The 22894-nt window shown below is 52.3% G+C and carries 27 protein-coding genes and 2 tRNA genes; 8 read left to right on the forward strand and 21 right to left on the reverse strand.

Going from position 1 to position 22894, the window contains the following annotated elements; genetic code table 11:
• Positions 1-6: 6 nt before the first annotated feature.
• From BWM17_RS00990 to BWM17_RS01000, 3 genes are read right to left on the reverse strand one after another with little or no spacing between them, the layout of a single operon-like run.
• Positions 7-408, reverse strand: a complete 402-nt coding sequence (locus BWM17_RS00990) for a cupredoxin domain-containing protein (RefSeq protein ID WP_309492017.1) — start codon at positions 406-408, stop codon at positions 7-9.
• Between the two features lie 7 nt (positions 409-415).
• Positions 416-1876 carry a 4Fe-4S binding protein gene (locus tag BWM17_RS00995; protein ID WP_309492018.1) on the reverse strand — a complete coding sequence of 487 codons (1461 nt, stop codon included), beginning with the start codon at positions 1874-1876 and terminating at the stop codon, positions 416-418.
• 2 nt (positions 1877-1878) lie between these two features.
• Positions 1879-2334: a cupredoxin domain-containing protein gene (locus BWM17_RS01000; protein ID WP_309492019.1), complete on the reverse strand. Its 456-nt coding sequence runs from the start codon at positions 2332-2334 to the stop codon at positions 1879-1881.
• A 221-nt stretch (positions 2335-2555) separates the two neighbouring features.
• Between BWM17_RS01000 and BWM17_RS01005 the strand changes: the two genes are divergently transcribed.
• Complete coding sequence (locus BWM17_RS01005; protein ID WP_309492020.1) at positions 2556-2957, forward strand: hypothetical protein; 402 nt, start codon at positions 2556-2558, stop codon at positions 2955-2957.
• 89 nt (positions 2958-3046) lie between these two features.
• On the opposite strand, the gene BWM17_RS01010 is transcribed toward BWM17_RS01005, so the two are convergent.
• The 9 genes from BWM17_RS01010 to BWM17_RS01050 form a co-directional block, all read right to left on the reverse strand.
• A tRNA-Leu gene (locus tag BWM17_RS01010) sits at positions 3047-3131 on the reverse strand.
• Positions 3132-3175: 44 nt separating this feature from the next.
• Positions 3176-3487: a hypothetical protein gene (locus BWM17_RS01015; RefSeq protein ID WP_309492021.1), complete on the reverse strand. Its 312-nt coding sequence runs from the start codon at positions 3485-3487 to the stop codon at positions 3176-3178.
• 45 nt (positions 3488-3532) lie between these two features.
• The gene (locus BWM17_RS01020; protein WP_309492022.1) at positions 3533-4450 is read right to left on the reverse strand and encodes a sugar phosphate isomerase/epimerase family protein; all 918 of its coding nucleotides are present in this window, start codon (positions 4448-4450) and stop codon (positions 3533-3535) included.
• 2 nt (positions 4451-4452) lie between these two features.
• Entirely contained in the window at positions 4453-6102 is a 1650-nt protein-coding gene (locus BWM17_RS01025; protein ID WP_309492023.1) for an Hvo_1808 family surface protein, read from the reverse strand.
• A gap of 7 nt (positions 6103-6109) precedes the next feature.
• Entirely contained in the window at positions 6110-7270 is a 1161-nt protein-coding gene (dnaG, locus tag BWM17_RS01030) for a DNA primase DnaG (RefSeq protein ID WP_309492024.1), read from the reverse strand.
• Positions 7271-7336: 66 nt separating this feature from the next.
• The gene (locus tag BWM17_RS01035; RefSeq protein WP_309492025.1) at positions 7337-8353 is read right to left on the reverse strand and encodes a type II glyceraldehyde-3-phosphate dehydrogenase; all 1017 of its coding nucleotides are present in this window, start codon (positions 8351-8353) and stop codon (positions 7337-7339) included.
• A gap of 26 nt (positions 8354-8379) precedes the next feature.
• Complete coding sequence (locus BWM17_RS01040) at positions 8380-8823, reverse strand: toprim domain-containing protein (protein WP_309492026.1); 444 nt, start codon at positions 8821-8823, stop codon at positions 8380-8382.
• A gap of 49 nt (positions 8824-8872) precedes the next feature.
• Positions 8873-9826: a tyrosine--tRNA ligase gene (locus BWM17_RS01045; protein ID WP_309492027.1), complete on the reverse strand. Its 954-nt coding sequence runs from the start codon at positions 9824-9826 to the stop codon at positions 8873-8875.
• 5 nt (positions 9827-9831) lie between these two features.
• The gene (locus tag BWM17_RS01050; RefSeq protein WP_309492028.1) at positions 9832-10032 is read right to left on the reverse strand and encodes a hypothetical protein; all 201 of its coding nucleotides are present in this window, start codon (positions 10030-10032) and stop codon (positions 9832-9834) included.
• A 170-nt stretch (positions 10033-10202) separates the two neighbouring features.
• On the opposite strand from BWM17_RS01050, the gene BWM17_RS01055 reads away from it, so the two are divergent.
• The 3 genes from BWM17_RS01055 to BWM17_RS01065 all read left to right on the forward strand — a co-directional run bounded on the left by BWM17_RS01055 (position 10203) and on the right by BWM17_RS01065 (position 12687).
• Positions 10203-11366 carry a thiolase domain-containing protein gene (locus tag BWM17_RS01055; protein WP_309492029.1) on the forward strand — a complete coding sequence of 388 codons (1164 nt, stop codon included), beginning with the start codon at positions 10203-10205 and terminating at the stop codon, positions 11364-11366.
• A gap of 4 nt (positions 11367-11370) precedes the next feature.
• The gene (locus BWM17_RS01060) at positions 11371-11778 is read left to right on the forward strand and encodes a Zn-ribbon domain-containing OB-fold protein (RefSeq protein WP_309492030.1); all 408 of its coding nucleotides are present in this window, start codon (positions 11371-11373) and stop codon (positions 11776-11778) included.
• Positions 11779-11877: 99 nt separating this feature from the next.
• The gene (locus tag BWM17_RS01065) at positions 11878-12687 is read left to right on the forward strand and encodes a 4Fe-4S double cluster binding domain-containing protein (RefSeq protein WP_309492031.1); all 810 of its coding nucleotides are present in this window, start codon (positions 11878-11880) and stop codon (positions 12685-12687) included.
• Between the two features lie 70 nt (positions 12688-12757).
• Here BWM17_RS01065 and BWM17_RS01070 read toward each other — a convergent pair.
• From BWM17_RS01070 to BWM17_RS01085, 4 genes are all read right to left on the reverse strand, one after another.
• Positions 12758-12835 (reverse strand) — tRNA-Ala (locus tag BWM17_RS01070).
• A 297-nt stretch (positions 12836-13132) separates the two neighbouring features.
• Positions 13133-13663 (reverse strand): hypothetical protein, encoded by a 531-nt coding sequence (locus BWM17_RS01075; protein ID WP_309492032.1) that lies wholly within the window; start codon positions 13661-13663, stop codon positions 13133-13135.
• A gap of 88 nt (positions 13664-13751) precedes the next feature.
• Positions 13752-14795, reverse strand: a complete 1044-nt coding sequence (locus BWM17_RS01080) for a polyprenyl synthetase family protein (RefSeq protein WP_309492033.1) — start codon at positions 14793-14795, stop codon at positions 13752-13754.
• Complete coding sequence (locus BWM17_RS01085; protein WP_309492034.1) at positions 14785-14910, reverse strand: hypothetical protein; 126 nt, start codon at positions 14908-14910, stop codon at positions 14785-14787. The genes BWM17_RS01080 and BWM17_RS01085 overlap by 11 nt, the downstream gene beginning before the upstream one ends.
• Positions 14911-15001: 91 nt before the next feature.
• Here BWM17_RS01085 and BWM17_RS01090 point away from each other — a divergent pair, with 91 nt between their 5' ends.
• Positions 15002-16222 carry an ORC1-type DNA replication protein gene (locus BWM17_RS01090; RefSeq protein ID WP_309492035.1) on the forward strand — a complete coding sequence of 407 codons (1221 nt, stop codon included), beginning with the start codon at positions 15002-15004 and terminating at the stop codon, positions 16220-16222.
• Between the two features lie 18 nt (positions 16223-16240).
• Positions 16241-16504 carry a winged helix-turn-helix domain-containing protein gene (locus BWM17_RS01095; RefSeq protein WP_309492372.1) on the forward strand — a complete coding sequence of 88 codons (264 nt, stop codon included), beginning with the start codon at positions 16241-16243 and terminating at the stop codon, positions 16502-16504.
• Between the two features lie 3 nt (positions 16505-16507).
• Here the strand turns inward: BWM17_RS01095 and uppS are convergent, their stop codons facing one another.
• From uppS to BWM17_RS01120, 5 genes are all read right to left on the reverse strand, one after another.
• The gene (gene uppS, locus BWM17_RS01100; protein WP_309492036.1) at positions 16508-17332 is read right to left on the reverse strand and encodes a polyprenyl diphosphate synthase; all 825 of its coding nucleotides are present in this window, start codon (positions 17330-17332) and stop codon (positions 16508-16510) included.
• 121 nt (positions 17333-17453) lie between these two features.
• Positions 17454-18332, reverse strand: a complete 879-nt coding sequence (locus tag BWM17_RS01105) for a coiled-coil protein (protein WP_309492037.1) — start codon at positions 18330-18332, stop codon at positions 17454-17456.
• A gap of 100 nt (positions 18333-18432) precedes the next feature.
• On the reverse strand, positions 18433-19230 hold the full coding sequence (locus tag BWM17_RS01110; RefSeq protein WP_309492038.1) for an ATP/GTP-binding protein: 798 nt from the start codon (positions 19228-19230) through the stop codon (positions 18433-18435).
• A gap of 70 nt (positions 19231-19300) precedes the next feature.
• A complete protein-coding gene (locus BWM17_RS01115; protein WP_309492039.1) occupies positions 19301-20116 on the reverse strand; it encodes a nicotinamide mononucleotide deamidase-related protein in 816 nt (271 codons plus the stop codon).
• 51 nt (positions 20117-20167) lie between these two features.
• The gene (locus BWM17_RS01120) at positions 20168-20371 is read right to left on the reverse strand and encodes a hypothetical protein (protein ID WP_309492040.1); all 204 of its coding nucleotides are present in this window, start codon (positions 20369-20371) and stop codon (positions 20168-20170) included.
• Between the two features lie 140 nt (positions 20372-20511).
• Between BWM17_RS01120 and amrS the strand changes: the two genes are divergently transcribed.
• Both amrS and sat read left to right on the forward strand, forming a co-directional pair.
• Entirely contained in the window at positions 20512-21549 is a 1038-nt protein-coding gene (amrS, locus tag BWM17_RS01125; protein WP_309492041.1) for an AmmeMemoRadiSam system radical SAM enzyme, read from the forward strand.
• Between the two features lie 146 nt (positions 21550-21695).
• Positions 21696-22892: a sulfate adenylyltransferase gene (sat, locus tag BWM17_RS01130; protein ID WP_309492042.1), complete on the forward strand. Its 1197-nt coding sequence runs from the start codon at positions 21696-21698 to the stop codon at positions 22890-22892.
• Positions 22893-22894: the final 2 nt, after the last annotated feature.

Consider the following 22894-nt stretch of genomic DNA (forward strand, 5'->3'; position numbering starts at 1 on the left):
CTTCACCTACTCCACGACAGTTATTTTCCCCACCATGGACTGATGGCCTTCGCTGCAGAAGACACTGCAACGGAAGGTGAAAGTGCCTGTTTCCTCTGGGACAAATTCTATGACTGCCTTATGCCCGGGGGCAATGGGCCCGCTGTCTAACCCTAAATCTGGAACATGAAATCCGTGGGTTACGTCGGCGCTTGTGATGATCAGCTTCGCCGGCACACCTTTCCGGAGGGTTATCTCACTCGGAGACCAGCCGCCGTTTTCCGCCGCCCAGCCTGTAATCCAGACGACTTGAACCTCTTCATCCAATTTTTGGGCATCAAGCCAGAGGTCATAGCCGTAGATCGACGCAGAGGGCACCAGCAAAACGGCTACGAGAAGTGCTAAGGCTGCCCATTCTGTCTGGTTCACCGTTTTTTCACCCCATGAAAAGCCATAGGAAGATCATGCTGACGAAGGTCAGAAATACTACTTGAGGGAGAAAGGCCTTCAACGCTGCCTTGCCTTCTGGAAAGTTCTGCTTGGCGAGGCGGTAGGAGTATTTTATGGAGTAGGCAAGACCCACGGCTAAGACTATGCTTTGCAGGTAGGGAATAACCGCGGGAATCAAGGGGGTCCAAGGAACATAGAGACCGCTGAAAACATTCCAACCCAAACCAACCGGGTCTAGGAGGGCGTTGACTATATAGGACCAGTTGACCAGCAGAAGGGGGATGCTGAAGGCTATCCAAGCCATGAGGGCTAGGGGAATCAGCTCGTAGGAGAAGTCTATGAACAGCTTTTTAAGGGGCACAGACCTGACCCCGGAAGCCAGCTTAGAAGCGCCTGTAAACAGGAAGAAAACGGAGGGTGTGACCGCCAACGATAGGCCCCAAAAGATTCCCACGTAGGGAAGGAACCCTCCGACGCCTGTCAGCGCCCAACCGTAGGGGGGTGCCCAGAAAACATTGGACCAGTCTTTCAACACACCCCAAGGACCTTGCATTACCAGGATGTAGAGCCCAGCCAACGTCAGCATGATGAAAGATTTCCAAGCCTCATCTAAGGCTCTGCCCGTTTTCGCCAGAATATCCCCTCCAAACGAGCGTAGGTTGAGGGCTAGGTTGTTGTAGGGGCAGGTCTTGATGCATTCGAAGCAGAGGCCGCAGTAGTTGTTCCTCTCCAAGCCTCCTGGGTAGATTATCCAAGGACATCCGTAGCCGTTGTCGTTTCCCCTCACGCATTCCTTGGTCATGTGGTTGCGGCAGAGGGTTTTGTCCTTAGGCCTCAGCTCTAAGGCGGAGAACATGGAAAACAACCCCAAGAAGCCGCCCACAGGGCAGATGAACCTACAGAAAACCCTCCTCGAATATATCAACACCAGAAAAACGGGTACTACAAAAAGAATTAGCAACACTATGGCTGTCACAACTGGCCTGGTTACCAAGAGGGCGCTGAAGGTGGCGATGGCTAGGAAGCCTAGGTTCTGAAGCCAGATGTTGTTCAACTTGGAAGGCCAAGGCTTCCTGAGGCTTAGGTACTTGAACGCGCTACGCTTTTTCACCAGCGCCCGTCTTTCCAGCCACTCTCCGAAGGCGGGGAGGGGGCACATGGTGCACCAGATCCGGGAGAGGAGGGGAACCATGAGGACGATGAGGGCGAACCACCAGAGGATCCAGACGAAGACGATGGAGATGTTCCTGTTCCCCACGGGGGAACCGAAGAATCCTGAAAGGATGATAACCCAGAAAACGAAAAGGTTAACCATCATGGCAGCGTACTGGAAGGCTCTGTGCTTCAGCAGCCTGTTGATGATGCCTATTTGGAGAAGGTCAAACTTGCCTCTGTGGAGGATGAGGCTGGAGAAGAAATCTCTAACATGCCACCGAGTTGCCGCCAATCTCAGTCGCCCCTACGCCAAACGTAGGCCGTCGCAGCTAGAACAACCCCCACCAAGCCGAAGGCCGCTCCTAGGAAGGCGATGTTCACTCCGCTGCGCAACACTATGAACTCACCTACCATGAAAGGGTGGAGGGCCCCGCAAGTTTCGCTGCACCTGATCTTGAACTTTCCAGGGGTATCAGCCACAACAGTCACAGTCTGAGTCTCCCCCGGAATTATCCGCACATCCACATCGTAGCCGTCGATGTAGAAACCGTGAGTCACATCCACGGTTTCAAGCACAAAGACCACCGTGTCGCCCTGGTTTACCACCACCCTACCGGGCTCGTAGGCAAACTGGCGGGCGGTGATGTGAACGGTTACTACTTCCCCTCCTGAAGCCGAAGGCGCGTAGAATAAGGCGGCGAAAACGATGAGTAGAGTGAACCATGCTCCGGCGAGAAGCTGGCGTTTCAACAAGGGAACCTCCCGACATAGACTGACTGCAGGTCTTTTTACGGTGGGAGATTTATAACAATTGTGATATAAATAATTTACGATGTATATAGACAGATTTACACCCAATTCATAACAGCAACATCCAACAATCCTTTCGAAAAAAAGCCAAGAATTATATAGCAAAACCATAACAATAGTGATGTTGATCAACCCCAGCCGGTTAAAACGGTGGGAAAAACATGATTCCCGTCTGCGAACTTTCCATGAGATACGTCATCCCTACCATAAGGGCAGCTCTCACGGGAAGACTGAGGGAGAAATACCGTCTGAAGCAGGAGGACATATCTAGGCTACTGCGAATAAGACAATCGGCGGTAAGCCAGTATCTCACTGGAAAAAGAGGCGTTCGGCTGAGGATCCAACGCGACCGGGAGGTCCAAGTCCTCCTAGACAGCATAGCCGGGAGGCTGAAGAGGAGAAATCTCAGTAGCTCTGAGCTGATGAGAGAGCTCTGCCGAGCTTGCACGCTCATCCGTTCGAAAAAAATGGTATGCGGGCTACATAAAAGCCTAGATGAAGATGTCCCACCTGACTGCGCTCTTTGCCTAAGCGGCAAGAGCCTTTGCAACGTGAAAATCTAAAAGGGCGCCATTTTCTCGGGGAAAGGGAGAGAAGATTACTCTGGTTGTTGATAAGCCATCAGGGCTGAGGGTTTGGGATTCTTCGAAAGTGCGGGGGGAGGGATTTGAACCCTCGAACCCCTTCGGGACAGGATCCTGAATCCTGCGCCTTTGACCATGCTTGGCGACCCCCGCGACTGTTTTAGGCGGATCAAAAATGTCTTTGAAGGTATTTAGTCCTATTCCCAGAGGTCTTCGGGGACTCCGGTTTTTTCGTTCCAGACCTTCCTTTCCTTCTCCTCCTTTTCTGCCTCCACCATCAGAAATTTTTTCTCCCCTTTGAGGGGGATGATGAAGTATTCTCGGAGGGTTCCATGTTCGTCCATCAGGCTGAGCTTCTTTTTCCGGTCGGCTGGCTTCAAGGTTTTCGGATCTAAGTATTTGCAGAGGATGTATCTTCCCTTGGAGTCTAGGCTTCGGACCTCCAGCTTCCCCGTTCGGCTTCGGGTTAGAACCGAGGGGGGAAACTCTGACCCAGGTTCCTCAGGCAAAAAAGCCACCTTCTGTCTCTCTAGAAGAGAGGACAGGGGATAAGACTAATAATCTTTCGGGCTGTGGGTGAGTGTTTTTCGGGGAGACCGGAAAAGCCTCTTCACCTTATTTAGGGTTGCTTTCCCCGTTTTCTCCGGGTTTTCAGGGTTCCACAGCTCCACGATCACCTGCCCGCTGTAGCCTATTGCCTTCAAGGCTTGGATGATGGGCTGGAAGTTTATGCTACCCTGCCCCGGAGGCTTGTGGCTGTCCCGAAGGCCGTCGTTGTCGTGGAGGTGAACATGGGCCACCAGTCCTTTCAGGTAGGCTTCAATCTGCTGGGAGATGGTTTCCTCAGGTCTGTCGTCCCCTAGGCTTCGCTGAAAGAGGTAGGCGTGGCCTATGTCCAAGGTTATCTTCATCTCTTCCACCTCCTCCACCAGATGGGCTGCGTTGGGTAGGCTGTGGAAAAAGAAGTAGCGTACGTGAAGGTTCTCCAAGCATAGGGTTACACCTCTATCTCCAGTGTAGCGGCAGCATTTCTTCAGGTCTTCCACAAACCGGGCCTCAGCCCTTTTCATGCTGGCCTCCATCTCCGGGACGGGGAAGTATCCGGGGTGCACCGTCAACACCGAGGAGCCGAGGCCTTCGCATATAGATGCGCATTTCTTCACCAGTTTCAGGGTCAGCCTTCTCAGCTCTTCGTGGCTGCTCCCCATGTTAAGCCCGTAAAAACTGGAATGAACAGAAAGGGCCGGGAAAGAGCTGAGTGTCCTCTTCAGCTGGGGAAGACTGATCTTCCGCAGGCTTTCGGGGTTGAAATGGGGAGTGTCCAGCACAAGCTCCATACACTCAGGCTTGACCTCTGCCAAAAGGCGGAGGGATTCCTCCAGTCTTTCTCTGAGAAACATGTTGGAAGGCAGCCCTATTCGAACGGGCGAAGGCCACGGCTTCCCGCAGCGCCTCTGAGCAGGGATTGACACCGCTAATTCCACACCATGAAGGTTAGTTCTTTTTTCTCCCCCAGAGGATAGGGGTCATCCCAGCTTGACCAGACGAAGGCTTGGACAGTGTAGGTTCCCGGCTTCTCAGGGGTCCATGAGGCTGTGAAGACGCCGGTTTCTCCCGGGGGCAGAAACCCTGCAACCGAGTTGAGGTGCACAACTCTTCCCCGAGCATCTTTAACCTGAACGATGTAGGTTAACGGCAGACCTCCTGGGGCTAGATTCTTCAATTCTAGGGAGAGGACCACCTCGCCGCCCGTCTTTCCGTAGGCTGCCGGAATGCCTTGGGCGGTGGAGGACGTGAAACCTAACGTCTCCGCATGCGGGATTCCCGCTGCTCTGTAAATTTCCTTAAGCTCCCCGAAGCTGGGAGCGTTGACTATGGTAACCGCTGAACCCTCCCGGAAAATTTTAACATAGTCTCCTCCCTCCACCCGCCATAAACCCTCGGACAGTTCTGAGGCTTCCATCAAGCTCAGCATCGTCCGGTAGCCTGCCTGGAACTCTACGGCGTCCTCCTCCGTGTCCCAGAGGAGTTTCCAAACATAGCCGTAGCGGTCGCCTTTCTTGTAGACCGCCATCCAGTCTCCACCCCAACCTTCAGAGTATTTTGAAGAATAGGTTACGCTGCCTCCTTTCTCACCCAGCCTCACCAATCCAACGTTCCAGAACATGACGAAGATAACCGCTTCCCCCAGCTCGTCTTCCCCCAGCAGAACCCACTCCCCATAACCCTCACCCAAGCCGCCTACTGGAAGAGGCTCCTCCCCGGCTGAGAACTTTTCCGGATGGATCACCTGCTCAGTGGAGGAGGGAGGCCTCTCATAGGCCCGGTTAACCGCCTCCCAACCTCCCTCCTCTAGGAGGGCTGCGACGAAGTTTATTCCTTCCCAGTAGGGGAAGATTTGGATGAGGATGAAACCCCAAGGCACCCCCGCGCTTCCTCCTCCACTGGACCCGCCAACGTAGAGGCGGCACTCGCCGTAGAGGCCTTCCTCGCATCTTCTTCCATACTCTGCTTCCACGTATTCCGCATCACCCTCGATGAGGGCGCTGAGGGCTAGGTTGTCGTCGGTGAGGTTGAATTGAAGCTCAAAAATCTCAGGGAAATACTGGTCGACCAGGCCGTGGGTTAGTTCGTGGGCTAACAGCGCCTCCCCAACCTCTGCCCCTGAGTCCACGATGACTATTTCGTCTTTTTCCACATCGTAGAAGCCTAGGACGGCTGAAGTGTAGAAGGAATGGTAGATTTCCCCCGCGTCCGCTGTCTCGTCCAAGATGTAGAGGGCCACCAACTCTTGGTGAGCCAGCTCTAGGTCTTCTCCGGCTGAAAAGTTGCCCAAATACTCTTCAGCCAACTGCGCCCGGTCGATGGTCTTCAAGGGGAGCGCCTGTTTAAACTCAAGTTCTCTGATGTCCTCAACCCGGCTCATAACCTTCTCCACCAACTCCTCCAGCTCAGGCTTTGAAGCCTCTGAGGCAGGGCTGCTTTTCCCAGCAGTAGTCTCAGGGGTGGATGCGGACAGATAGCCGTGAGGCGGGGAAAAAGGAAGCCCTGGGGAGACGAGGAGAAAGGAGATGAATAAAAGGGGGAGGAAAGAAAACCTTCTAACGGTGTCTCCACCGGCCATTTTAAACTTACTCTTTCCTAGGGCCAGCTGGGCTTTCAGGGGCCACTTCGTCGAAGGTAAGCAGCCTCACATGGCTGGGCTTCTTAACCAACTCCGAAATTCGGTCCCCTATGAGGCAGGTTACTCCCTTCTCAGCAGCCACGTCGACCAGTCGCTGGGTTATGATGCCGTCGAAGACCACCGTGGTCACGCCGTCGGTTTGAGGAAGCCTCTCCGCCAGTTCGCTGACGGGCATCTGAGCTACGACCTCCAAGTTTCCGTTGAAAAGACTTGCCTCCAGCGTGCCTTTGAGGTTGTTGATGGCCTCGATGAGCTTCGGGGAAACGGAAACCCGAGCGTGCTTCAATCTAACCTCTGAAGCCGGAACCTTCTCCTTCAAGGCGGCCAAGATATCTCTGCAGGTAAGCTCTTCCACCTCCTTTCCCGGGGGGGCTCTGGCCACGTATTTGACGTGGATGGTTTCCAAAAGCTCGCGGAGGATGAGGTCTCCAGCCCTATCCCCGTCGAGGAAGAGGGTGATTTCCTTTTCGCGGCCGAGCTTGAGGATGGTTTCCGAAACTCTTGCACCCTGAATGGCTACAACGTTCTTTATTCCGCATCTCAGGAGATTGTGGACGTCGGCTCTTCCCTCCACGAGGATGATGGACGGAGACTTGTCGATGTCAGGCCCCGCGGGCAGCTGCTCAGGCCCGTAGGTTGTGATCTCCGAAGGCTTCATGGCTTCGCCTATTTCCTTCATCAGTTCCTCGGTTTCAGGCATGGCTTCAAAGGCCCATTTTTTCAGCAGGTCTTTGGCCCTTTTTATGATCCGCTTCCTTTTGAGCTCCCTGACGTCCTCGATTTTCTCAATCCAAACTTTAGCTTCCCGGGGGCCGATCCTGTCCACGCTTTCAATCACAGCTGCCAAGAGGGAGGTGGAGGCCATGCTGAGGCTGGAGCTCACGGTGATCACGCCGTGGGTTTTGTTGTGCTCGGTCTTCATCTCCACTTCAATCCTTCCAATTCGATTGTTTTTCTGAAGCTCCCGAAGGTCCAGCTCAGGGCCGAAAAGCCCCTCTGTTTGGCCGAATAGAGCTCCTATGACGTCAGGTTTCTCCACAAGGCCGTTGACTTCAAACCTCGCGGTGATGACGTATTTTGCTGTGGGTGCGGCTGACTGACTGGTCATAAACATTCATCTCCTATCCCTATTAGGCTGGTTTTCCACCCGCATCGCGTAGACCAAGGAAAAAGTCTATTTCAGCATTTTTAAGGTCGAGTCGGTTGTCTTCATCGATTTTTCCACATCCGCCGACTTCAAAGCCGCTCTGATGGCGTCGATGTTCTCCGGTATTACGTCGGCCTCTTGGTGGACGGCTTGAAGATAGTGAACTTCGCCGTCGACCACCATTACAGACTCTCTCCAAACGCAGATTTCATAGATGTCCTGCCTAGGCCGGCCTAGGTCTCTGGCGAAATCGAAGAGGTGGGCGGTGGATATGAGACCCTCGTCCTTGCCTACGAGGAGAACGCGGGGAGCCCTTTGAAAGGCTTCGATCACGTCTTCACTTTTGACCGGCTGACGGAGGTCTGCGGAAACAGAGTGAACATGCATGTAGGTGTTGGGCACTTTCAAGGCGACTGTGGTGATGGGCAAGGTGGGCAGAACCGTGTTCACGTCAGGGCCGTGGTGGGAAGGCAGGGTTGTGGGGTCGGGGACGATGGCGTCTATGGGCCCCCTTTTTATGTCCTCAGGGTCAGCGGCTCTCCGTATGAGGGTTGCCCTGGCTTTCTTAACTCCGAAAACACTGTCCAGAGTATGGAGGGTTCTGCAGAGTCCTGTGGTGTTGCAGGATACAACCCTGATGGTGTCAGCTCCGTAGGCTTTGTCGTAGTTGCATTGAGCTACAAAGGAGACAGCGGCCACCCGGGCTTTCTCCCCTCCTTCAAAGACAGCCTTCACCCTCGCCTTCTCGTAGGCAGGCTTGTTTTTCTCGCCAACTCCTCCAGGTGTCGCGTCTACGATGATGTCCACTGTCTTCAGAAGGTCCTCCACCGTGCCTTCCACCTTGAGGCCGGCTTTTTCAAACTCGCCCACCCCCGCCTCACCCGAGGCATAGAGCGGGTAGCCTTTCTTCAAGGCCAGCTGGGCTTTGTAGTCGGGTTTGGTTTTGGCAACGCCGACGAGTTTCATATCCGGCTGGAGGGCTACGGCGTCGGCTACCCTCCGCCCTATGGTTCCGAATCCGTTAACTCCAACTTTTATAACCATGAAACATTCAACCTCCTAAATTCTTACTATATATTTACAGTCGCCCTTTTAATGTTTTCAACGTAGGCAGCCAGACCTTCTACGTCCTTGACATCCCCTGAAAGGAGGCCTTTCAGCTTCAGCCAAAAGGTGAGGTTGGGGGCTTTACCGTGATGTTCAAGGTAGTGGGTCATTTTCCCAGCCAGCTGAGTGCCTCTCCTGTCGAAGTCGGTGAGGATGATGAGCTCCCTTTCCATCTTCAAAAGTTCATGGAACACGTCGTAGAGGGGGATCCTCCGGGTTTTCACGGAGAAGATCTCCCCCTTCACCCCCAAACTTCGGAGGGCATGGACGTCCTTGGAGCCCTCAACCACGATGACGGCTCCCTCCCGGCTTTTATCCACTATTTTCTCCACTAAGACGGCTAATTTTTCGGCTTTTTCCTGAAGGGAGCTGCTTAAAGGCCTTTTTCCACTGTTTTTCCTGTCCAAGAGAACCAACCTAGGCGGACGGGTGGGAGGATAGTCCCTCCCCTTGCTGTTATCTGAAGGCTTTCTCCAACTCCACCATTCTTTGAAGGAGGTCCTCCTTTCCTTTAAAATGTCTTCTGACAGGCTCTAGGATTTTGATGAGGGCTTCTGCAACCCCGTTCTTGAGGTCAAGGGGGTGAATCTTTCCCGCGGCGTAGAGGGCCTCCAGCTGAGGGTAGCCTTCCACGTCCACGGGGCCTCCGAATTTTTCCTTCCTTTCTAGGCGAAGAACCTTCTGCTTGGCAAAGACCACATACCGGGCTATTTCCATGACAGGGTTACCGGCAGCCTGCTTGGGGGGGCAGTAGGCTTCCATGAGCTTGGCCCTTATGTCCTCCGGGGAGTCGTGGATGTAGATGCAGCTTCTGGGGATGCTTTTCGACATCTTGGAGCTGATCTGGAGGTTTAACGCCTCATCCTCATCGTACACGCCGCCCATTCTGCTGGAGGGCCCGGCTAAGCTGGGAAGCAGATGGGTGTGAAGGCACACAGGCTTTTTCAAGTGCAGCTTCTCAGCCACATCCCTCGCCAGCATGTGGGCTTTCCGCTGGTCCAGTCCAGCGCAGGCGCAGTCCACACCTAGCTCGAAGATGTCAGCCACCTGCATGGAAGGATAGATCAAAGAAGCCGCGTCCACGTCCGCAGGGTTCAACGCTCTGCCCATGATGGGAAGACAGCGGATCACCCTAGAAAGAGTGGCTTTCTTGGCTACGCGGAGAACGTTCTCCCAGTAGCGTTCCCTAGCCACCAGCTCTGAAGCCCAGAGGAACCTAACCCGGCTGGGAGTTAGCCCCAAGGCTGCGAATCCTTCTTTCAAGTAGGCGCCGCAGAGGCGGATGTTCTCCATGACCCCTCCGAGTTTGTTGTTGATCCAAGCATGCCAGTCGGCTAGGAAGATGGTGAAGTCGAAGCCGGCCTCCACCATGTCCGCTATCTTCGCCCCGCAGAGGAAGCCTGTGCCCAAATGCATTAATCCGGGCGGGGCTGTCGCAGCCGCCGCTGTCCGGAAGGCTCGAACCCCCAGTAGGCTTTGGGATGCTTTTCAGCCTCCAGCAACTGGCGGAGTTCGCTGCGGGTGACGATTTCCTCGAGGTCCTTTTCCACAAGCATCAGCTTTTCTTCAATATCCACGGATCTCTCTCCCGGGTTCCTCTCATCTCCATACTTCATGAAGAAGCCTAAAAATTAAGTTTATGGAGCCGCCGATAGGGATAGGCTTTAGATGAGGAAAACATTTCCGGTGGAAGTGCCGCGAACGAGAATGATTGGAGAGCGATTGTGGGTAAGGTTAATAGGATCATGAGAAGATTTATGATGAAACACACTGGAGTTGAGAGCTATTGAAAGCTCAAGTCGCAATAGTAGGAGCCGGCATGACCCAGTTCGGTAAATTGAAGGGAGAGATGAGGGAAATCCACGCGGAAGCGGTTAGGCTTACCTTAGAGGATACAAGCATATCAGCCAAGGACATAGACGCCATGTACGTGGGAACATGGACCCCTGACTTGTTTCTAAACCAGCTTTTCCCCGCACCGATGCTGGCGGACTCCTTAGGGCTGAACAACATACCGGTGAGCCGAGTGGAGGATGCATGCGCAACCGGCAGCGTAGCTTTCCGGCAGGCTGCGATGGCAGTGATGTCCGGTCTCCACCGCCTAGTGCTGGTAACCGGGGTTGAAGTCATGACCCAGCGTCCCACCCGGGAATGCGTCAAAACAATAGCCTACGCCTCCGACCGCCTCTGGGAGCAGCCTTTCGGGATAACTTTCCCCAGCAGCTACGCCCTCCTAGCTTCTAGGCATATGCACAAGTACGGCACAACCCCCGAGCAGCTGGCCGCTGTGTCGGTTAAAAACCATCGATACTCTGCGAAGAATCCCAAAGCCCAGTATGGAGAGGTTACCTTAGAGCAGGTTCTCAGCTCCAAGATGGTAAGCTGGCCCCTCCGCCTTCTGGACTGCTGCCCCATCTCCGACGGCGCCGCCGCCTTGGTGATAGCTAGGGCTGAGGAAGCGAAAAAGTATACAGACACGCCGGTGTATGTGCTGGGGAGCGGCCAGGCGAGGGCTTCGCTTTCCCTCCATGACAGGCCCAGCCTTACGTCGATACCCAGCACCAAGCAGGCTGCCGAAACAGCCTACCGCATGGCCGGAGTGGAAGCCGGGGATGTGGATGTGGCGGAAGTTCACGACTGCTTCACCATAGCGGAAATTCTGGCTGTGGAAGATTTGGGGTTCTTCAAGAAGGGCGAAGGGGGAAAGGCTGTGGAAGAAGGCTCAACGGAGATAGGGGGGAAGATACCTGTCAACGTGAGCGGAGGCCTCCTGGGCAAGGGCCACCCCATCGGCGCCACGGGGGTCGCTCAGATGGTGGAAATATTCGAACAGTTGAGGGGGGAAAGCGGAAGCAGACAGGTCCCCGGCGCGGAGATAGGGCTGACCCACAACGTGGGAGGAACAGGGGGGGTGGTGACGGTTCACATCTTCAGCGTCAAGGGAGGCTAGAACCATGGGGGCGGTATCAGAGTTTTGGGATAAGTTGAAAGGGGAGAAAAAACTTTTCGCTTTGAAATGCAGATGCGGGGCCGTGGTGTTCCCTCCTCAGCCCTCCTGCCCCACCTGTAACGGGTGGGAGATGGAATGGGTTGAGCTCAGCGGTAGGGGCGAAATATATGCCTACACGGTTTCAAACATCGCCCCTCCCTCGTTCACAGGCAAGCTTCCCTTCTGCGTGTCCATCATCAAGCTGGAGGAAGGCCCTATGGTGATGTCCATCGTTGAAACGGACCGGCCTGAGATTGGGATGAAAGTCCAGATGGTTCTAGAAGAAAAGAGAAACCTTGACATACCCGACGAAAACTGGAGGGAAAGACCTCTCTACAAATTTAAGCCCATACCCGCAGGCGATTCAGCCTAACCCTCGAATACCCTCTCTCCCCAAGGTTGGATTTCGCTGAAAAATTTAAGCTCCATGCCATTGAAGAATTTAAATAGCCTTTTTTCTTTAATAACTTGTATGGGAGGAAATTTAAAGGAAGAACTGAGAAAAGAGGCTTTTAACCAAGAGTTCAGCTTCTTCGGTGTGCCGAAATTAGAGGAACTGGAGAAAGTGCCCTTCCCCCCTCACAGGGGGCTTTCGAAACCCTCCGAGGTTATGCCTGAAGTAAAGTCCGTCGCGGTACTCGGCTTCCATGCTTGGGATATAGCCATGAACACGGTGGTAGCTTCAGCCATACCACCGGATAAAATTCCCTTCGACATCGTGGAGGGAGCCGTATATTACAACATGTACTACGAGATAGTGGAGGCCAGAGCGTGGAGGGTGTGCAAGTTTCTCTGGGACAGGGGATACAAGGCGATTCCCAGCCAGGGAATCCACCTCAAGGCCGCAGCCGCCCTGGCGGGTTTGGGCTTCATCGGTAAAATGACGCTGGTGCTAACCCCCCAATACGGGCCGCGGCAGCGCTGGGTGGGCATCCTCACGGACGCTGAGCTGGAGCCGGACGAGCCTTGGAGGTTCGTCCCCGGGGGAGAAGGCGACCTGTGCAAGGACTGCGAAATCTGCATAAAAACATGCCCGGTGCAGGCTATAATACCGGGGTATTCTCAGGGAGTCGAGCCGGGAAAGAAGGTGGACATGAACAGGTGCATCATCCCCCAAGAGCTGTTCGACAAACCTTCTCCCGAGGCCAAGGCTTACTTCAAGATACTGAGCCCTCGAGGCCTCTTCGAGTGCACCATATGCCACGACTCCTGCCCTGTGGGGAGGGAGAACAGCATGAAAAAGGCCGCTGAATGGAGGCCGACGCCCTTCACCGAAACCTAAGGAAGTCCCAGCGTTTTCAGAAATGAAACCTACCTGAACTTCCGCGGAAAAGCGAGCATCTTCAGAAGGATGGTGGACCGGCCGGGATTTGAACCCGGGACCTCCGCCTTGCGAAGGCGTCGTTCATGCCAGGCTGAACTACCGGCCCCTTTACGAGTCTTGTAGAAGAGAACTCTAAATTAAGCTTTCATGAAACCCCGAAAAACAGTATGCAAAAGTAGGAGGATAGCACACTAGGCATATTGAAGCGGTGCATCCTCTTCCTCAAAAAACCGCACTATATGCCACATTTGCTACAGCTTTTCAAGCTGCCCCAGCTGAGATTTTAAGCCGCCCCTTCCCCGGTGCAGCGTCAACGCTCTTTTAAGGCATGTTTCGCTGTGAAAACCGGGGGCTTTTGCCCCTTTTTGCCTTTTGCAGAGGTTTCCTGAAAATAGAGGGGAAGTTAGGGTTTTTGGATGTAGCCTATGATGTAGCCTATTCCACCCAGCAGGACGCCTAGCCCGCCTAGGATGATGAAGTATCCTATGGGTTCAACGTATCCGCCGATGAGTTGATGAACCTCCCCGGGGCTTAATCCCCCGCCGCCTACCGCCGTGGGCAGCAAAGCCGTTCCACCTATGTAGCCTGCCACCATGAGCAGCCATGTAGCTCCCGCGGCTCCCACGTTCATGAGGATGAAGTGCAACCAAGCTAGAACGTTCCTGAAACCTGAATAGGTCCTCCGCAGGTGAACTTCGAGATGCTGGTAGAAAAGGGCGGTTACAGCCACAGCGATGACTCCGACTATGATATAGGAAATGTAGCCGACGAAAAACCATGTTCCCGCGCTGCCTGAAGCTATCACCCTCGAGGGGCTGGGAGTCAGAAAAGGCAACACGATCAACATGGTAATGACAAAGGCGATGCCGCCTTGAATTATCGCCGCCCAAATAAACCTGTTCGCCCATTTGCTGGTTAATATCGTTTCCACCATAGTTTTCACCGTTTATCTATAAGGGAAAAGTTATATATAAATTTATCATTAATATTATATTAATTATATTGAAATCTAAAAATAAATATTATTTATACCAATCCAAGCTTCCAACCACAAACTTGATCAAACCCTGAAGAGAAGCCTTCGCCTCCTCACTCATCGCCGTTGCGCGAATCAACCTGACAGCCTCTCGAGCATAACTTCTCGCCGTCTGCTTAGCCTTGTCAAGGGCGCCGCTTCTTCGGATTATTTCTTTTATGCGCATCACATCCCCTTGGTCTAAACTCCCCCCTCGAAGTAAGCTCTTTAAAAGACTTAGCCGCCGGCCTCGGAGCATCTGGTAGGCGTAAACCATGTGCAGCGGCTTCTTTCGAAGCATGATATCTCCTCCGGTAGGACGTCCATACTGGTCTTCCGTGGCGAAGGTGCCTATAATGTCGTCTTGGATGTCGAAGGAGTAGCCCATGCAGGTGCCCGCCTGCTCTAGGATTCGAAGGTCGGAGGACGGGGCGCCGCCTAGGATAGCACCTATGCCCAGAGTCGCTCTGAAAAGGGAAGCCGCCCTCTTTGAAGCCATGACCTTCCATTCCTCTACATCAGGCTCCTTGTGCTCAAAGAGGAGATCCAGTATCTGGCTTTCGTTCACCGCGCAGTAATCTTTGATGAGGAGTTTAACTGCTTCTTGGAGAGTCCTCCTATCGAAGCCTGCGTTGAGCAGGGTTGTCAAAGCTAAGGCTAGGAGGATGTTTCCGGTGAAAACAGCTAAACCCTCTCCAAACCTGTCATTGAACTCTGCAAAAAGCTTGTGGAAAGATTTTCCACCCCTCCTCATCTCATCGCGGTCGATAAGGTCGTCGTGGACGAGGATGGAATGTCTGTAAAACTCCACAGCCACGCAGACTGTGAGGATTTCCTCGTTCACCATACCCTTGTAGCCTTTGTAGGTCAAGAGGGTGCTGTAGGAGGCTATTCTTTTCCCCTTCCGGAGGAGAAACTCCGCTGCGTGGGCGTAGACCCTTCCTATGAAGGAATGGTATTTCTCAGCATCCCAAACCAATTCCCTGAAACAGGCTTCCAGCCGGCTGTCTACGAGGTTCCCGTAGTTGGAAAGCGCCTCCTCAAACCTCATACTCTTCCACCATCCAAGCCCTTTTAGGGGTTGCTTTTCCCTTTACCTTTAAAGTTGATATATCTTCAACTCTTAGGGTTTCAAAAATTGATAGGGGGCTGAAAACTGAAGGCAATGGTTCAGGTCAACCGGGTTATTAGGTTCATTCTTCCCCTATAATTTTTATCTATCAGGTCGGTAACAGTATTTAACAGGAGACCCCTCCTTTGAGCGGAAAATCTTTTGTGGAGAAAGAGCTCTCCGCCCCCTCCGTCTTCAAGGATGAAAGTAAACTCTCCCCCGACTACGTTCCCCCAAGCCTTCTCCATAGGGAGGAGGAGCTCAGAATTTTGGCGAGGACTTTCCGCTCACTGGCAGAAGCTCCGGGAGAAGCCTCCTACCGCCTAATCCTCCGCGGCCCAATTGGCAGCGGTAAAACCGCCTTAGCTAAACGTTTTGGAAGCGACTTCGAAGCCTATGTTAGGAAGAAGAAAATTAACTTCAAATACGTCCATGTGAACTGCAGGGAAGAGGGCAGCTTCTACGGCGTCCTGAAAAACATCATCCGGAGAAATTTTGAAAGAGGCTTTCCAAGCCGAGGCTATTCTTCCCAAGAACTCCTCAGTATCTTCATTGAAATTTTGGACAAAAACAACCTCCACGTTCTCTTAGCCTTAGACGAGCTGGAAGCCCTCATCAGGAAGGAGGGGGGAGACCCCCTTTTCAGCCTAACCCGCCTCTATGAAGGCAGGCCTCCCGGCTCCCCCCAGAGGCTTTCCCTCATCTGCATTTTCCGGGAGCCAGAATGCGAAGAAGCCTTCAAACTGTTGGACGCCAGCACCCTCAGCACGCTGGGCCACAACACCGTGAAACTGGAGGGGTATACCTCCGGCCAGTTGAAGGAGATCCTAGAATACCGAGTCCACGAAGCCTTTCAAGAAAACGCTGTAGAGCCGGAAGCCTTGGAGTTGGCTGCGGACCTAGCGGGAGAAACAGGGGACGCCCGGTTTGCCATTGAACTTCTCTGGCTGGGCGGTAAATTTGCCGATACAGCCAGATCTCCCAGACTGCTTCCCGAACACATCAGGGCGGCCCAAATGAACATTCATCCCTCCCTTCGAAGGGAGGACCTCAAACTGCTGAGCCTCCATGAAAAACTGCTTTTGCTGGCTGTGGCAAGAGCCCTCAGACTCAGCCAAACAGCCTACTTGCCCATAGGCGATGTGGAAAAAGAATACAGTGCAGTGTGCGAGGAATACAGAGAAAAGCCTCGGGCTCACACTCAGACTTGGAAATACGTGAAGACCCTGGGCATGTCAGGGATGATGTCCACCAAAATTTCCGGAAAAGGCCAGCGGGGGAAAACAACTCTCCTCGGCCTCTACGTTTCCTCAGAAAGACTGGAAGAGGAACTTCGCAGAATGCTGGAGTCCAAGAAACATGGGTGAATTTTTCTGCTGGAAAACATCTTAGCTTCCAAGGGAAGACTGAAGATACTGAGGCTACTCCTCCAGTTTAAGGAGATGAACATATCGGAGATCGCCAGAAGAACAGGGCTCTCCTACACCTCAACCAGACGCCACCTACAAATGTTAGAGCAGTCAAGGCTTGTTGAGGAAAAAAACTATGGGCGGATAAGAATTTTCAGCGTGAGAGAAGGAGACGAGAAATGCCAAGCGGTGGCAAGACTTTTCGAAGCCTGGCCTCCTGACAAGCCTAGGAGAAAATGAAGCCTAACTTCCAAATCTTCTCTGACGGTTCTGATAGACGCTTATAGCCCTGTAAAGGTCGAGTTTTCTGAAATTAGGCCAGTAGACGTCGAGGAAGCAAAGCTCACTGTAGGCGCCTTGCCAAAGGAGAAAATTGCTCAACCTTTCCTCTCCCGAGGTGCGGATGATGAGGTCCGGATGGGGGTTGGGGAGAAAATGGGTGTAGAGGTTTTTTTCAAAAATCTCCTCAGTAAGGTCGCTGGGAGAGAGAACACCCTCCTTCACATCGAGGGCTATCCTTTTCACAGCGTCAAGGATTTCCATTCTTCCACCGTAGGCTATGGCTAGGTTGAGATAGTATCTATCATAGTCTTCAGTCGCCTTTTCAAGCCTTCCAATGCTCTCTTGAATTTTCGGCGGAAGCATCTCTCTTCTCCCAAGAACCTTCACCCTAACCTCGTTTTCATGTATACGATCATCTCGGGCGAGACGATTCAGATAGTCGTTTATCAAGCCCATAAGCTCCTCCACCTCCTGCCTAGGCCGACGGAAGTTTTCTGTGGAAAAAATGAAGAGGGTTGTAGTTTTGATCTTGCCGGTTTCCCAGCACCACTCCACGAAGTTTTCAGCCTTCTTCGCTCCTTCTAGGTGGCCGTTGAGAGGCCACATCCTCCTGCTTTGAGCCCATCTCCTGTTACCGTCTAGGATCACAGCCACATGCTCAGGGAACTTTCCGTTTTTTAGTTTATTCCACAAAAACCATTCGTAGATCTCCACGGTGAAACGGTTTGTTACTACTCCCCAAAACAATTTTTGAAAGACGTAGATTATTTTTTCTTTCAGAGACATAGCCAGCGCCCTTGAAAAGAAAGACCTAGAATTAAAAGATAGGTCGATCCTTTAATTCTTTTACTCTCTTTTTGGAAGTTCTCATCCCCGAAACTAACCATTTGGGAAGAGCTGAGTTAGCCTAGGGAGAAGCGTCCTTCTGGTTCAGATTTCCTTTCGACAAGAGAATTTGGAACTCTTCGAAGGTGATTTTTTCTCCTCGCTTCAGCTTTTCCTCTGCCAGCCGCCCTTTATCCTCCCTTGCTTCTAAAGCCTTTTTCAGCCTCTGAGCTGAATAGTTCTCGTTAAGCCGCCTCAGATTGTTTTCCAACTCTTTCCTCTTAGCCAAGACTTCAAGAAGCCTACCGTGGAGTTCGTCTGCTTTCCCTTTGGCTTCTAAGAATTTCTGCTGCGCCTCCGACGCCTTCTCCACGAGTTCATCGACAGCCTTGAGGGCTTTCATCATTTTCTCATGGTGAACTTGGCTTTCTCTTGCTTTTTCGACGAGTTCAGTTCTAATCCGTTTACCTTCACATTTCAGGTCTTCGGCTTTCCTCAATATTTCTTTAAGCCTTTTGACCTTTTCTCCCCTTCGATTATGGACGGCGATCTGAGCTTCTAGCTCCCTGATTTTCTCCACCAGCATCTTTTCTTCTTCATGGCTGAAGGGAGTTGTTTGAATTTTCCATTCCAAATCCTCGAAAACTTTTCTGGCCTTCCTCTCCGAAGTGGGAACCGTTAACCTAAGCTTCTCAGCTTCTTGTTTGATTTCTGCATAAAGCTTCCACTCTTTCGCAGCTTCAGCCCTCAAGCCTTCAAGTTTCTGCTTCAGCTCTTTTACCAACCTGTTAACTTCATCCCTGCAGCCTCTATGACTTTGGGCTTCCCGCCTTAACTCTCCTATCTGCCGCAGAAGCTCTCTCTTCTTCTCCAGCCAACGTTTAGCCTTTTGGTTGAGAGAATCTCTTTCCTCCCGCAGAGAGTTTATCTCTGAAGTGAGTGTGCTGATTTCTTCAACCAAACTTTCAGTATCCGAAGCTGAGGCCTCCGTTAGGCTGTTTAACCACCGACGCCTTCCAGCCTTAAAACCCTATGTCCAAATTTTTCTGATAAAGGTTTCTTTATTCTTTTTCACCGCGGGTTAGGGTTCTTTCTATCGCCGCGACTAGGTTGACGAAATTGGTGAAGTATCGAGCTGAGGAGGCTATCATGGAAAAGTCAAATCGAAGACGGGAGATGGCGGCTAGAAGGTCTCGGGCCAGAAGAGGAACGCTGCCGCCGGCCTGCGATAAAAGAGTGGCCTCCAGCATACCTGGAACTGTTGACCACTGGAGAATGGTCTTGATTGTCTGCTCGGAGAGGAGGTCCATCTTGGTGAGGACGTTTACTTGGGGAAGTGTGAACCTCAGATGCACGGCGACGGAGAGGAAGAGGTTTGAAACATAGTTGAAGGGGTCTGAGCAGAAGGGAGCGTCGAACAGGTACAGTACCATTTTCTGGTCGAGGCTTAGTTCCCTCGCCAAGTAGGGGCCGCTGACCCTGAAGGCGAACAGCTCCATCTGGCCGGGGGTGTCGATGATGGCGTATTCAGGGTTTAAGGCTGCTATTTCCTCACTTAGCCTAGGAGCCTGATCCGCCAAGAGGTCTGCGGCCATTATCAGAGCTCCGTTGGGTCCGAGGCCGTATTTCTCCATAAGCTCCTGGAGGGATATGTACTTTCTAACATCCACTTGAGGGAAATAAGGCAGTCGGAGGGCTCCGGGATCTAGGTTGACGATGACCACTGATTTACTTTCTCTGCCAAGCCACTCTGCCAGGGAGGAGGCGAGAAGGGACTTACCGCACCCCGCAGTGCCTAAGATGAAAATCCCATACACATCCACTACCCTCCACTTGTGAAGGCTGAGGAAACACGGCACAGGAAAGCTGCTGAGACTTCGAAAGGGCAGCCATGAAAACTACATTTCAGAGGAGACCATTCGTATCTCCTCAGCCTTCACTACGCTGGATCTCGCCGCCTGATTTTTTAACCAACTCCGTAACCATCTCTTCAGCCTTGCGAATACGCTCCAAGGCTTCGCCGCCGGTTTTGGCGGAAGTTGAGAAGTGAAGTTCAATGTGGTAATGCCCCTCCTCCCCATAGGGATGAGATTTAATGTAAACTTGCGGGTAAACTCGCATGACTTCGTCTATGATGGGGGAAAGCTCAGGCTCCAGCACTTTCTTAACTATGAGGCTTTCCTCCCTAAACTGGACTTGAGCTTTTTCTGTGATCAATCCAGCTACAGCCTCGTCGAAGATGGCCTTCATTTCGCTGGGCACACCCGGCAGGCAGAGAATGAGAGTGTTTTCCTCCCTGAGCATCACGCCGGGAGCCGTGCCTACGGGGTTGGACAGAGGCTCTGCTCCTTGAGGCAGCCGTGCCATCTTCTCTCTTTCTGATGTCAACTCCCTTTGGAGGGTTAGGCCTTTTTCCAGCAGTTCACGATGCTTTTCTCTGACCATTTCCAAGGCTTGGGAATTCACCTTCAAAGGCCGGGACAGAGCCTCAGCTACGCCTTGGAGGGTTTTGTCGTCGTGGGTAGGCCCTAAGCCGCCTACCATCATCAGCAGCCACGGCTTTCTTCGCAAAGCCTCTCTGATGGAGGAGGCTATTTCTTCCACGTCGTCGGGGACGGTGGTTATCCTACGGAGGCTTCCGCCTAGGGCGGTTACCCGCTTGGCAATCCAGTGAGCGTTGGTGTTTAGAGTCTTTCCGATGAGTAATTCATTACCTACGGTGATCAGCTCAACAGCAGCCTGCACTTAAACCGCCTCATTCCGTTTTTCCAGTGGAGGATGGCCCTCTATCCGAGGTCATTTTTCCTTCTTAGAAAGCCACCATTTTAAGTATTCTCGGCGTTCCTGCCTTTTTTCCTCTTCTTCTCGAGGAGGTATGTTCCTCCTTTTAGCTTCTAGGATTTCGTGGTACTTCAATGTTAGCCCGCAGCTTCGACAGGAGTAGAGTTTCATGTTGAGGTCGTAGGCCATTTCTCCTCCACATTCAGGGCAATACTCCATATTCGCTCACTCAACCAATATTCAAACTCCGTTATTAGGGTTTAAGACCCCCGGCGGCATGCCGTGCTGTTTAAGGGTCGGAACCCCTATTTATTATATGAAAAGAAAACCTAGCCGCCGAAGAGGGAGAAAGGCTGCCGGTGGAAGCAAGGCTTTACCAGAAAATTCGGGAAGACGGCCTTGTAAAGTGCATCGTCTGCGGTCGAAGATGCTACATTGCAGATGGGAAAAGGGGCTTCTGCAGGGTCAGGGAAAATCGGGGGGGAACCCTCTACGTCCTCAACTACGCCAAACTCACTGCCATGAACGTGGACCCCATTGAGAAAAAGCCCCTCTTCAACTTTTGGCCGGGAAGTCTCTCCTTTTCCATCTCCTCCATCTCCTGCTCCCTCACCTGCGAATGGTGTCAGAATTATTCTCTCTCGCAGGTGGAGCCCGGGGAGATACCTGTTCGGGAGGTCTCTCCGGAAGAGGTGGTGGAGATGGCTAAGAGATATGGCTGCAAAACCATAGCTTACACCTACAATGAACCTATCATCTGGTTGGAGTACGTCGTGGACACGGCTAAGGCGGCTAGGAAACAGAATATACTGAATGTTCTAGTGACAAACGGCTACGCCACCGAAGAGTCCATTCGAGAGTTCTCCCCCTATATCGACGCAGCCAACGTGGACATCAAAGCCTTCCATCCTGAATTCTACAGCAAACACTGCCAAGGGAGGCTGGAAGACGTCCTCAACAGCGTCAAGCTGATGGTGAAGGAGGGCTGGCATGTAGAAACCACCTACCTCCTTATCCCCGGGTTAAACGACCGCGTGGATGAAATTAGAAAAATGAGCCGGTGGGTGGTGGAGGAATTGGGCGCTGATACCCCTCTTCATTTCAGCCAATTTTATCCCATGTACAAGATGACTCACCTGCCGCCTACCCCCGTGGGCACCCTCGTCAAGGCTAGAGAAATCGCCTTGAAGGAAGGCCTCCACTACGTTTACGTAGGCAATGTCCCCGGTCATGAGGGGGAAAACACCTACTGCCCCGGCTGCGGCTCAGTCCTAGTTCAACGGTGGGGATTCGACGTGCAGAAATGGAGACTCACGGAAAAGATGACATGTTCCTACTGCGGTACCAGAATAGCCATAAAAGGAAAATTTGAACCCAGAAAGAAAAGGTTCCTCTAGACCACGCACGCGGCGACAATATTCGCAGCGTCTGTGGAGGTCTAGGGGGCTATAAAACCGCTTTACATGCTTCGCTCAATTGCCAAGAAACCGCCGGGGGAGAGACATTTTGCCGCTGGACTTAAACCGAAGTATATAATTCTTTGATGATTAAACAGAGATGTATCCGCCGCGAAGCTGGAGTGGAATGCCTATTGTCCGTGCCTCATGGGGGAAGACTCGTAGACCGAGTGTTGAAGGGGAAGCCGAGGGAAAAAGCCCAAAAGGATGCCGCGCTTATGCCGGCTGTAAGTTTAGATGAAGAAGTGGCAAAGGACGCTCAAAACATTGCTCAAGGAATCTACAGTCCCCTGGAAGGTTTTCTTCTCCAAGAGGACTACGAGCGTGTGCTTCATGAGAGACGACTCTCATTCAAGGACGTTTACTGGACGATTCCCATCGTTCTCGACGTTACGAAAGACAGGGCGGCTCAGCTGAAAGAGGGGGAGGATATAGCTTTAACCTGCAACAATAGAACGGTTGCTGTGCTTCACCTAGAAGAGAAGTACCCTTATGACAAGAAAGAGTTTGCTCGGAGGGTCTTTAAAACCGTTGACCCATCCCACCCGGGAGTAGCTTCCCTCTACAGTAAAAAGGAAATCCTCCTCGGGGGGAAAATTGACCTACTGGAGGAGGTTGAAAGCGCCTATAAAAGATACGCATTGACTCCCAGACAGACTAGGGCCATCTTCAAGGAAAGAGGATGGAAAACAGTAGTCGGTTTTCAGACGCGGAACGTACCTCATCTCAACCACGAATTCCTTCAAAAAACCGCCCTCTCTTTTCTAGATGGACTCTTCATCAATCCCGTCATCGGTAAAAAGAAGAAAGGCGACTTCAGAGACGAGATTATCTTGGAGTCATACAGGGTGCTGATAGACAGATACTATCCCAAAGAGAGCGTGGTCTTGGCCATCCTGCCTTGGGAAATGAGGTACGCCGGCCCTATGGAGGCAATACACCACGCAATAATACGGAAGAATTTCGGCTGCACACATCACATCTTCGGAAGAGACCACGCAGGAGTCGGCAGCTTTTACCGCCCCTATGAGGCTCAAGAAGTTTTCGACCAGTTCCCGGACTTGGGCATCACCCCTATCTTCTTCCGAGAATTCTTCTACTGCAAAAAATGTCAAGGCGTAATGAATGAAAAAATATGCCCCCATGGAGCGCAGGACAGAATTGTCTTCAGCGGAACAAAGGTGAGAAGCATCTTTACCCGCGGAGAAACTCCTCCAAAAGAATTAATGAGGCCTGAGGTTGTTGAGGTCATAAAAAAATACCCGAATCCCTTCGTGGAATAGCT

The sequence above is a fragment of the Candidatus Hecatella orcuttiae genome, from assembly GCF_002009985.1.
GTDB classification, from domain to species: domain Archaea; phylum Thermoproteota; class Bathyarchaeia; order Hecatellales; family Hecatellaceae; genus Hecatella; species Hecatella orcuttiae.